Annotated in this window: 7 protein-coding genes; all 7 read left to right on the forward strand. The window is 40.3% G+C overall.

The window, feature by feature from the left end:
• Nucleotides 1–293 precede the first annotated feature (293 nt).
• The 7 genes from OOZ15_RS10970 to OOZ15_RS11000 all read left to right on the forward strand — a co-directional run bounded on the left by OOZ15_RS10970 (nt 294) and on the right by OOZ15_RS11000 (nt 12,406).
• The gene (locus OOZ15_RS10970; RefSeq protein WP_265956452.1) at nt 294–3,365 is read left to right on the forward strand and encodes a SusC/RagA family TonB-linked outer membrane protein; all 3,072 of its coding nucleotides are present in this window, start codon (nt 294–296) and stop codon (nt 3,363–3,365) included.
• 16 nt (nt 3,366–3,381) lie between these two features.
• The gene (locus OOZ15_RS10975; RefSeq protein WP_265956453.1) at nt 3,382–4,935 is read left to right on the forward strand and encodes a RagB/SusD family nutrient uptake outer membrane protein; all 1,554 of its coding nucleotides are present in this window, start codon (nt 3,382–3,384) and stop codon (nt 4,933–4,935) included.
• A gap of 235 nt (nt 4,936–5,170) precedes the next feature.
• Nucleotides 5,171–6,724 carry an alpha-N-arabinofuranosidase gene (locus OOZ15_RS10980; RefSeq protein ID WP_265956454.1) on the forward strand — a complete coding sequence of 518 codons (1,554 nt, stop codon included), beginning with the start codon at nt 5,171–5,173 and terminating at the stop codon, nt 6,722–6,724.
• 59 nt (nt 6,725–6,783) lie between these two features.
• Nucleotides 6,784–8,289, forward strand: coding sequence for an arabinan endo-1,5-alpha-L-arabinosidase (locus tag OOZ15_RS10985; protein WP_265956455.1), 1,506 nt, complete (start codon nt 6,784–6,786; stop codon nt 8,287–8,289).
• Nucleotides 8,290–8,337: 48 nt separating this feature from the next.
• Nucleotides 8,338–9,351 (forward strand): glycoside hydrolase family 43 protein, encoded by a 1,014-nt coding sequence (locus OOZ15_RS10990; RefSeq protein ID WP_265956456.1) that lies wholly within the window; start codon nt 8,338–8,340, stop codon nt 9,349–9,351.
• Nucleotides 9,352–9,362: 11 nt separating this feature from the next.
• Nucleotides 9,363–10,361, forward strand: coding sequence for an arabinan endo-1,5-alpha-L-arabinosidase (locus tag OOZ15_RS10995; RefSeq protein ID WP_265956457.1), 999 nt, complete (start codon nt 9,363–9,365; stop codon nt 10,359–10,361).
• Between the two features lie 2 nt (nt 10,362–10,363).
• A complete protein-coding gene (locus OOZ15_RS11000) occupies nt 10,364–12,406 on the forward strand; it encodes a glycoside hydrolase family 127 protein (protein WP_265956458.1) in 2,043 nt (680 codons plus the stop codon).
• Nucleotides 12,407–12,465 lie beyond the last annotated feature (59 nt).

Here is a 12,465-nt window from a genome sequence, read left to right on the forward strand (position 1 = left end):
GAAAATAGATGTGAAAAAATCAAGCTTTATTCAAAATAAGTGTTAAAAACTAACTTATTTGACGTTTTTTAGTTTTTTTTAGGTGTGATTTTAATCAAATTTAGGGTAAAAACCAGTAAAGAACACCCAAAAACCAGATTTTTTGCACCTCGCAAAAGTGGCGTCGTTATTGACGTATGTTTATTTTATGAGATAAATATTAAGATATTGTTAATAAAATATTTGTTTATTTAAATAAATCTTAATAAAATTGTAAATGTAAAAACAACACTTATAATCTTAATCTAACTAATATGAAAAGAACAAACAAACTCATGAAAATGAAGAGTCTTGTAGAAATCCGATGGATTCGGATTTTTATAATGGCTCTTTTCTTCATCCCTTTGGTGGGCGTACAAGCTCAGCAATCACAATCTGTTACAGGAGTGGTCACTTCTGCTTCTTCAGGAGAACCGCTTCCGGGGGTAAACGTGATTGTAAAGGGGACAAGCATAGGTATAGCAACCGATTTTGACGGTAAATACACCATTCAGGCATCGCAGGGGGATGTACTGGTATATTCATATATCGGTTTTAAGACCCTGGAGGCTACCGTTGGGAGCTCAACGACAGTCAACGTCTCTCTTGAAGAAGATTTTGCTTCTTTGGATGAGGTGGTTGTGATTGGATATGGATCTCAAAGGAAATCAGACCTGACCGGATCGGTTAGTGTGGTTGATGTTGAGGATGCCAAGAAGACAGTGACCTATGATGTGGCCAAAATGCTTCAGGGGCAAGCACCGGGAGTTACAGTACAATCATCAGGAGAGCCGGGAGGCTTTGTGAATATTAAAATTAGAGGGATTACCTCGTTTGCCAATAATAACCCATTATTCGTTATAGATGGTGTGATTGTAGATGATCCTTATGATTTTGCTACAGGGGAAATCGAATCCATACAAGTATTAAAAGATGCTTCTTCAGCTGCCATATATGGTGCTCGAGGTGCTAATGGGGTAGTCATTATTACTACTAAAAAAGGTAGGGAAGGAAAGATAGGCATTACGTACAAATCAATGACTGGTATGCAGAATGTCCCTAAAAAGTTATCATTGGTTAACAGAGAACAATATCAAGAAATAACCAATGTAGCTGAAACCAATGCTGGTATTGCTATAGCACCGGCCAACGATCCTACTAGCGAGAATTATGTTAGTAATATAGATACTGATTGGCAAGATGCTGCTTTTCGTACTGCAATGGTAGAAAATCAAAGCCTTACGTTTACTGGTGGGGCAAAGGCTATGAATTATAGCTTAAATATGGATTATTTTAAAAATACCAGTTACTTTAAAACCCCTCAAGCTTATACGAGGCTTTCTACAAATTTGAACCTTGGCGGGGAGAAGGGTAAATTTAAGTACGGAGCCAAAATTTCTTATACCCAATCAGACAAAGAAAACTTTAATGAGTATAATGAAGGAACTTCTTCAGTTATAAATTTATTGCAAAACATACCCACTATTCCAGTATATGACGAAACGCATTTGGGAGGCTATGGGGGTCCTGACCAACTTATCCACAAGGCGATAACATTGAATGTTATAGGATTCAATAATTTAATCACAAATGAAAACCTAAGAAACAGATTCTTAGGAAATGTTTGGGGAGAATATGAAATAGTAAAAGGGTTAAAATATAAACTTAATGTTAGTGCTGATAGATTAGATTGGGGGACTCGTTATTTTATACCACCTAGTTACTTAGATTGGTATCATCGTACTACAAATGATGAAGCTTCGCTAGATGTTACTAGTGGAAACCTTAAGCGTACCATTGTTAACAATACACTTTCTTATCAAACTGTATTGGGAGATAAACATAATATAGATGTTTTGTTGGGTTGGTTGCAAGAGCGGTCTGACTATTACAATCACGTTTCGCGTGGTGTAGGTTATGGAGACTTGGCCATTCCCAAACTGCAATATGCCGATAATAGGGATGCCTCTGAAAATGAAAGTGCCGAAGTGTACTTGTCTTACATTAGCCGTTTAAACTATTCTTTTGACGACAGGTATTTTTTAACCGCTAATTTCCGTCAGGATAAATCGTCTTTGTTTGCTCCAAACAACAACACAGGTAACTATTTTTCTGTTTCCGGAGCTTGGAAACTGCATAACGAAAACTTTATCAACTTGCCCGAATGGTGGAATACTTTAAAGCTAAGAGGGGGGTATGGCCAGTTGGGTAACAATACTATTAGCCCGTACCAATTTTACACTACTGTAAACTCGTTTGCCCATGCTACCTTTGGTGGCGAACTTGCGCAGGGAACCACGGCCTTGGAAATTAAAGATGCTGATATTAAGTGGGAAGATACCGAATCGACCAACGTTGCAGTAGAAACCAGTTTTTTTAATAATTCACTTGAGTTTTCAGCCGAGTATTTTGTTAAAAAATCTATAGACCTCTTGGCTAATTTTCCCTTGCCTTTTTCAACAGGAGCAATTGATCCGGAAGACTGGGCTAATCCTTCTGTAACTACCAATGCTGCAACAGTACGCAACACGGGGCTTGAATTTGCCTTGACTTACAGGAACTACAAAAAACAAGATTTCGGATACAGTATTTCTGCCAATGTAGGTACGCTTAAAAACGAAGTGCTGAAGATTGGAGAAGATGGACGACCCATTCCTGGTGCTGCGGCTCGAACAGCAGTAGGTCGTTCAGCCGGTGAAATCTATGGCTATGTTACCGATGGTATTTTTCAAAATCAAGAAGAAATTGATACTCATGCCGATCAGCCTGATGCTGCACCCGGTGACATTCGATTTAAGGATTTAAACAATGATGGTTTGATTACCGATGACGACCGGACTTTTTTGGGCGGTACCATTCCTAAAGTAAGCTACGGCCTTAACTTCAGTGCCAATTACAAGGATTTTGATTTCTCGTTTTTCTTTCAAGGAGCTGCGGGGCATAAAATTTTTAATGCTACCTACCGTGCAGTCATGATAGGTGACTATACTAATCACCATACCGATATGTTAAATTACTGGACACCGGAGAATACCAATACAAACATTCCAAGACCAGTTATTGGAGATCCTAATTCTAATCAGAGGGATTCTGATCGTTGGGTAGAGAATGGCGACTTTCTGAAATTACAGAATATTCAGTTGGGGTATAATATCCCAGTAGAGAATACCAAGTTTTTCAGTGGAGCTCGAGTGTATGTTTCTGGACAAAACCTCTTTGTGCTTACCGATGGTTTTAAAGGATACGACCCTGATTTTATGAGTGATGGCCTTTTTTCTAGAGGATTTTATAACGGATCATTCCCTAACCCAAGAACCTTGGCTTTAGGTTTAGAAGTTAAGTTTTAACAAAAAAAATATTAAAATGAAAAATAAAATAATTTCAATGAGTCTTGTTCTGGCAGTACTTGTTTTATGTGGCTGCGTTAAGGAAGACGACTTGTTACAATTGAACCCTAATGAGATGGATTCCGGGAATTTCTGGAAAACAGATCTGGATGCCTTTAAAGGAGTCAATGCAGTATACCAAGCTTTTTATTACGACGGCACCTATTTGCGCAGTACCCAGATTATGATTGATACCAAATCGGACGACACCCGAAGCAATAGCCCGTGGGGAGCTATGGCCAATATAGGTAAATTTAATTCCAGTGTAGCGCTGGATGATATTTACGGTTGGGGCTTTAGAGACTATTACATTGGCATGTACAGGGCTAACCAGGTCTTGGAGCATGTGCCGGATATAGAAATGGAAGATCAGGGCCTAAAAAATAGGGTGTTGGGTCAAGCTTATTTTTTAAGAGGTTTGCTTCTGATGCACGCTGTGAAAATGTTCAATAACGTGCCGGTGCCAAATACTACCGAAATATATCACGAACAAAAAACACAAGCAGAAGGTTGGGCGCAGGTTATTGCCGATTTTGAAGCTGCGGCCGAATTGTTGCCTGTATCCTATACAGATGTGTCAGGTTTAGATGCTGGTCAGGTAGGGCGTGCCACCAAAGGAGCTGCTTTGGGTTATTTGGGCAAAGCCAAATTGTTTACTTACGATTACGAAGGGGCGAAGACAGCTTTTGAAGCGGTTATGAACCTTGGAGTTTACGATTTAGTACCCAACTATCGCGATAATTTTACCGACAAAAACGAAAACAACATGGAATCTGTTTTCGAAATTCAGTTTGACCGTGATGTAGGAGGTCTCGACTTGGGTTGGGTAGGAGCTCCAGGTTCTAGTTGGAGTAAAACCACTGCACGTGCCATTACTTATGGACCTAGGGGGTTTGGTTATGTTGATGTACAACCTACTTGGGTTTTGTTTGACGAGTTTCATGAAGAGGCTACGGTGAGTGGTGATGTCGACCCTCGTTTGAATGCTACTATTTTTTATGACGGTGGCGATATGCTATATGGGCATGATTTTGCAACTGTATATGCAAACAGTCCAGCTGATATAAATGATTTATTTTGTGCTAAATACCAAAACTCAGACGGTACATATCCCGATGAGTTTGATTGGCGGTCAGGTATCAATGAACGTTTAATGCGTTATGCAGATGTATTGTTGATGTATGCTGAAGTGCTTAATGAACTCGACCGAACTGCAGATGCGGCACCTTATATTCAACGGGTAAGAAACAGAGTAAATCTTCCCGACCGAACAACTGAGTTTGCCAATATGAGTCAGCAGCAAATGCGTGATCAAATAGCACATGAACGCTTTTTGGAATTTGGTTTGGAAGGTCATCGTTTTGACGATATCCGTCGATGGGGATGGCTGGACGACCCGTCCAAACTGACATGGTTAGAAACAAGAGACCCGGAATTTGAAACCTATGTTGAGGGAAGGGAATATTTCCCTATCCCACAGCGAGAAATAGATAACAACCCGTTTCCTGTAGAGCAAAACCCTGGGTATTGATAATGAAGCGAGCCATAAATTTCACCTATATAAACCTTGTCTAATAGGTAGGTACGTGTGAATAAAGATTGTTATGGTGAGTTCCATAGATTGATTTTAAATTTTTAATTGATTGATTGTTAAAAATTTGCAAATCATGTGTATATGAAACATTTATTTTAATTTAGTTTCAAATAGTTTTTATAATTTCAAAGACCGCAGATTAAATGCGGTCTTTGTTCACAAACAACAGCTTATGAATTTGAGAAAAATTACAGTTACGATGTTGGTTGCTCTTATGACCAGTCAACTGTCGATTGCGCAAAAAACAACCACAGTCGAATTAAAGCCATCCGAAGAGGCTCCAACAATCAGCAAACACATTTATGGTCATTTTGCAGAACACCTCGGACGGTGTATCTACGGCGGATTTTATGTAGGTGAAGACAGTGATATTCCCAATACAAATGGGGTTAGGAATGATATTATCGTCGCATTAAAAGATTTGAAAATACCTAACCTGAGATGGCCGGGCGGTTGCTTTGCCGATACCTATCACTGGAAAGATGGTATAGGACCAAAAGAAGATCGACCAACCATCGTCAATCGTTGGTGGGGTGGGGTAACAGAAGACAACAGTTTTGGTACGCATGATTTTCTAAACTTGTGCGAAGTCCTGGAAACCGAACCTTACCTCGCAGGTAACGTAGGAAGTGGTACGGTTCAGGAACTGATAGACTGGGTGCAGTACACCAATCATGATGGTAAAAGTCCGATGTCAGACCTGAGGAAAAAGAACGGCAGGGAAAAACCTTGGAATGTAAAATACTGGGGAATAGGTAACGAAGCTTGGGGATGTGGCGGAAATATGACACCGGAATACTACTCAGATGAGTATAGGAAGTATGCTACCTTCCTTTCCGGATGGTCCAACGAAAGTGGTATATTCCGTATAGCTTCAGGAGCATCCAGTTCGGATTATAAATGGACTGAAGTGTTGATGAAGAACATTAAGCATAATCTTTTAGAAGGGATGGCGCTTCATCATTATTCCGTTATTGATTGGAACAACAAGAGTTCGTCGACAGGTTTTGAAGAAGAACATTATTTCAAGACTATGACAGAAGCCCTTAAAATGGAAGAGTTGATAGAAAAGCACACAGCCATTATGGACAAATACGACCCTGAAAACAAAATCGCTTTGGTAGTAGACGAATGGGGAGGCTGGTATGATACAGATAAAGGACCTAACGGAACTCCACTGTTTCAGCAAAATACCATGCGTGATGCAATGATTGCTGGGGTTACGCTCAATATTTTCAATAATCGTGCAGATCGGGTAAAAATGGCCAATCTGGCACAAACCGTTAATGTGTTGCAGGCCGTAATCTTGACCGATGCCGAAACCAACAAAATGCTGTTGACACCTACCTATCATGTTATGAAAATGTATAATGTGCATCAGGATGCAACTTTGATTCCTGTGGAGTTTGAATCGCCTAAATATGAATTCAACGGTGAAAGTTTACCCGCGGTTTCTATCTCTGCTTCAAAAAAAGAGGGGAAAACACATATTTCTTTGACGAATATCGATGCTGAAAAGGAAAACACAATAGAGTTGGATGTAACAAATCTGGGTATCAAAAATGCTTCAGGATTAATATTAAAATCCGATAAGTTACAAGACCACAATACTTTTGATAATCCTGAAAAAATTACGCCTTCAGAATTTAAGGATTTTAAACTGAAAAAAGGAAAATTGAGTTTGACATTACCACCCTTATCGGTAGTGGTTCTCGAAGCTAAATAATCTAAACCTCCAAGGTCTTCAAGACCTTGAAGGTTTGAATTGGTTGACAATCTGAAAAAATGAATGAATACAATTTTACATACCTGATCATTGCCATTATTTGTTTGCTTGTGGGGTGTTCCAAAGACGAAACACCTCCGGTGATAAATAATAGTGAGGAAGAAATCGAACCTGTCGAAAACAACGGGGAAGAAAATGTGGGCTTTGAGATCAATTCGATAACGGATACGTATCCCAATTTGGCTCCGGTTGAAAATGTATATGAATGGGGTCCGTACAATGTTCACGATCCGTCGATTATCAAGTCTGGAGGTACGTATTATTGTTACAATACTGATGTGGCCTACGGAGCTGAAATACGTCCGGGTGTGCAAATTCGCAAGTCTGATGATTTAATTGAATGGGAATTTGTTGGTTGGGTGTTCGATGGCCTGCCTGAAAAGGGTAGCACTTTCATCAAAAACAATGGGGGCGAACCTTTTAATGCACTTTGGGCACCTTATATTATGGAAGTCAATGGAGAATATCGTTTGTATTATTCCTTGTCGTCTTCCACACCGAGGTTGAGTACTATTGGTTTGGCAACGGCCTCATCCCCGCTTGGTCCGTGGACAGAGCAGGGCTTGGTCGTGACATCAAAAGACGATGCCACCGTTCAGACCAATGCTATAGACCCATCAGTAATTGTTGACGCTGCCGGAAACCATTGGATGTACTACGGTTCTGCTTGGGACGGAATTTATAAACTGCAATTGAATCCTTCATCCGGTTTGGCCATGACCTCGGGCGACAAAGGTGTGCGGGTGGCACAACGGGGCTTTACCGGTGAAACGGTTAACGGAAATATTGAAGGCCCTGAAATTATTTACAATCCCGAATTTGACAAATATTACCTGTTTATCGCCTACGATTGGTTACAGACAAAATACAATGTGCGCGTAGGTAGAAGTGATAACCCTGACGGACCTTTTTACGATTTTGCAGGGAATGACCTCAATATTGAAGAAGACAACGGACCGATGATTTTAGCGCCGTATCAATTCAATGGACATTCGGGTTGGCAAGGGGTATCGCACCCGGGGATTTTTGATGATGGCAACGGACAATTCTATATGTCACATCAGGGACGACCGGGAGAGGATAGCTTTTATATGGTGCTGCACGTGCGTAAAATGCACTGGACGAAAGACGGCTGGCCTATTGTATCTCCTGAGCGTTATGCAGGAGTGGAACAAACCGATATTACTAATGAAGATTTAATAGGGAATTACGAACAGATCATTTTAGGATATAACGTAGTGCCTGGATATGACAACGAACAAACCTCGCCGGATTTTCAAACGGCAATTAATTTAGAACTGAATGCCGATGGTTCCATCAATGGCAATAGTGATAACAATTGGACATACAATGCTCCTTGGCTAACACTTGCTTGGGCCAACGGTTTTACAGATAAATTGCATGTAGAACGAGGCAGGGATTGGGAAAATCAGGTGGAAAGTACCATTCTGTTATCAGGTTTAAACAATGACGGAACTGCCATTTGGGGCAAAAAAATAAATTAATGTACAGACGCATAATTATGCGTCTCAGTATTGCTAAAATTAATAAAAGTGCAAAAAAATATTATAAAATACACGATTGTAATTTCATTGTTGCTCCTTTCATGTAAAAATGAAAAAGAAGTAAAACAAGAGGATGTATCCGTAGAAACAGAAACCAATGCCAATGCCAAACCGGTTTCATACAACAACCCTGTGATCCGGGATAAATTTACAGCCGATCCGGCAGCATTGGTGCATAACGATTCGGTCTATCTTTATACAGGACACGATGAAGCACCGGATGACTTTAACTTTTACAAAATGAACGAATGGCTGGTCTTTTCATCCGCTGATATGGTGAATTGGAAAGAACACCCCGTGCCTCTAAAGCCATCAGATTTTGAATGGGTAAAAGGAGACGCCTGGGCGGCAGAAGTCATAGAAAAAGACGGGAAGTTTTATTGGTATGTTACGGTCGAGCATGCTTCTGTACATGGAAAAGCTATTGGAGTGGCCGTATCAGATTCCCCAACCGGACCTTTTAATGATGCACTTGGAAAAGCACTTATTACCAACGATATGACTACCGAGCATACCGATATCAGTTGGGATGACATCGATCCTACGGTTTTTATGGACGACGACGGACAAGCTTATCTGTTTTGGGGAAATACCCAATGCTATTATGCAAAACTGAAAGATAATATGATAGAACTCGATGGTTCGATACAAACGATAGATTTACCAAAATTCACCGAAGCTCCCTGGATACATAAAAAAGGGGATTGGTATTACCTTTCTTATGCTTACGGCTTTCCGGAAAAAACAGCCTATGCCATGAGCAAATCGATTACCGGGCCTTGGGAATTTAAAGGAATACTCAATGAAGTAGCCGGAAACAGTAACACCAATCATCAAGCGATTATTGAATTTAAAGGGAAAGACTATTTCATATATCACAACGGTAGTATAGAAACCAACGGAGGAAGCTTTAGAAGATCGGTTTGTATCGATCGTCTATACTATAATCCGGACGGTACTCTAAAAAGGGTGATAATGACATCAGAAGGAATTCAGAATTAACCATATAAATAATGAAGCGGTTTTTAATTACATACATTTTCTTGTTTTGTGCGATATATTCTTTTGCACAAGACAAACCTATCGTCCACGACCCTGTGGTCATTCAACAGGATGACACCTATTACCTGTTCTGTACAGGAAAGGGAATAGCATCCTATACTTCAAAAGATTTGATCAACTGGGAAAAAGCCCCGGCTATTTTTGCTGAAAAACCAAAATGGACAGATAAAGTAGTCCCCGATTTCAACAATCATATTTGGGCGCCCGATGTAGCATTTCACAACGGAAAATATTATGTGTATTATTCGGTGTCTGCTTTTGCAAAAAATACCTCGGCCATCGGATTGGTTACCAACGCAACTTTGAATCCAAAGGATGAAAACTATAAATGGGAAGACCATGGGATCGTCATACAATCTGTTCCCAACAGGGATTTATGGAATGCCATAGACCCCAATTTGATTTTTGATGAAGAAGATACGCCTTGGTTGGCGTTCGGTTCGTTTTGGGATGGTCTGAAAATGGTAAAACTCACTTCGGATTTAAAATCCGTTGCCGAACCACAGGAATGGCATACCATTGCCCGTCGTGAAAGAGATTTTGAACTGGACGACAAAGATCCCGGAAACGCAGCCCTTGAAGCCCCTTTTATATTTAAAAAAGATGGATACTACTATCAGTTCCTGTCGTGGGATTTGTGCTGCAGACGTGAAAAAAGTACCTATAAAGTGGTCGTGGGCAGGTCTGAAACCGCAACAGGACCCTATGTGGATAAAGAAGGAAAAGAACTGAATCAAGGTGGAGGCACCTTGGTAATTGAAGGTAACGAAAACTGGTATGGCATTGGCCACAACAGCGTATATCACTTCAACCTGCCTACCGGACAGGCAGGCGGAAAAGATTACTATTTCAGTCACGCCTATGATGCCAATGACAAAGGCGCACCAAAATTAATAGTAAAGGAAATCACCTGGGTGGATGGTTGGCCCACCGTAAAACCATTAGATTGATTATGAAGATATTAAAAAAACTTATAGCGTATAATTATTGTCACACTGAGTTTGTTACACTGAGCTTGTCGAAGTGCAGTCGAGACCTAAAAGCTTTGCTGTTTTTATTGTTGATGTTTAGTTTTTTATCATGCAAAACCGATAAAAATGAAATAGCAAAAACAGAAACGGAAGAAAAAACCGGATATTCAATTCAACCGGTGGACATTCAACACGTAAAAGTAACCGATGAGTTTTGGTTGCCTATCATTAAACGTGTTCAAGAAAAAACCATCGATTATGCCATCGCCAAATGTGAGGAAGAAGGTCGTTTTGAGAATTTCCTGATGGCCGGCGGACAACTAGAGGGTGAAGTAAAAGGAGCCATGCCTTTTGACGACACCGATGTGTATAAAATTATTGAAGGGGCGTCCAACTCACTTATCAGTGCACCAAATAAACCCCTGGAAAAACTGTTGGATTCCTTTATCGGTATCATAAAAGTAGGACAGGAAGCCGACGGATATTTGACAACCTGGCGTACGATCAATCCCGCCAAACCACCAGCACCTTGGGTAGAGGTAAAAGAAGGGAAACGCTGGGAAGCGCTTTTTATGAGTCACGAATTGTATAATGCCGGACATTTATACGAAGCAGCTGCAGTACATTATAGAGCTACCGGAAAACGAAACTTTTTAGACATCGCCTTAAAAAATGCCGATTTAATGGTAGAAACTTTTGGTGATGCTGAAGGAAAAATACCTGCTGTTCCCGGACATCAAATTATTGAAACCGGATTGATCAAACTTTATCAAATCACAGAAAAGGAAGACTATCTGAAACTTGCTAAATACTTTTTAGACAACCGTGGAAATCCTGATAATCACGAACTTTTCGGTCCTTATTCACAAGACCACCTTCCTGTTGTTGAACAAGATGAGGTGGTAGGTCACGCTGTTAGAGCGATGTATATGTATGCCGCTATGACCGATGTTGCCGCTTTACAAGAGGACAGTTTATATCTGGGGGCAGTAAATAAACTTTGGGATAACATGGTGGAAAAGAAAATGTACCTCACCGGAGGTATCGGTGCCAAACATGAAGGCGAAGCCTTTGGCGATAACTACGAATTACCCAACCTGACGGCATATAACGAAACATGTGCTTCCATTGGTGATGTGTATTGGAATCACCGATTACACAACCTTACCGGGGATATTGCCTATTTTGATGTGATCGAACGCACATTGTACAACGGATTGATCTCCGGTTTGTCTTTGGATGGTACTCATTTTTTCTATCCCAATGCATTGGAATCGGATGGGGTTTATAAATTTAATCAGGGAGCTACCACCCGAAAAGATTGGTTTGATTGCTCGTGTTGCCCGACCAATATAATTCGTTTTATCCCTTCCATGCCGGGCTTGATCTATTCTAAATCTGATGAGGCCGTTTTTGTGAATTTATATGCTTCCAGCGAAGCTGAAATTGATTTCAATGGAAAAAAAGTTCAGCTTACCCAACAAACTAATTATCCGTGGGATGGAGCAATATCTTTGAATATTACGTCGGAAGATGACACCGAAATGACTGTGAAATTCCGTATTCCGGGATGGAGTCGTAACCAAGTGTTGCCTAGCAATTTGTATACTTATACTGATGAAATGATACAACAACCCACACTGACCATTAATGGTGAGAAAGTGGAAGCAAAGATTGAAGACGGCTATTTTGTGGTCAATAGAGCATGGAAGTCTTCTGATGAAGTGAAATTGAATTTCCCAATGGAAGTGAGAACGGTAAAAGCCAGTGAAAAAGTAACAGAAGATAAAGACAAATTGGCCTTAGAATATGGGCCCTTGGTCTATGCTGTAGAAGAAATCGACAATTCTGAATTTGATGCAATTTCTGTTTCAGAGTCGGATGCGTTTTCAGTTCAAGAAGAAACTATTTTAAACGGTGTCAATACCATTTCAAATAAAAAACTAAAAGCTATTCCGTATTACGCTTGGTCAAATCGCGGTACCGGGAAAATGAAGGTATGGCTTCCTGAAGATAAAGAGTAACACCAAACCTTCAAGGTTTTCAAAACCTTGAAGGTTTAAAATCAACTAATAAAACCAAA

This window comes from Galbibacter kalidii, assembly GCF_026241135.1.
Classification (GTDB): Bacteria; Bacteroidota; Bacteroidia; order Flavobacteriales; family Flavobacteriaceae; genus Galbibacter.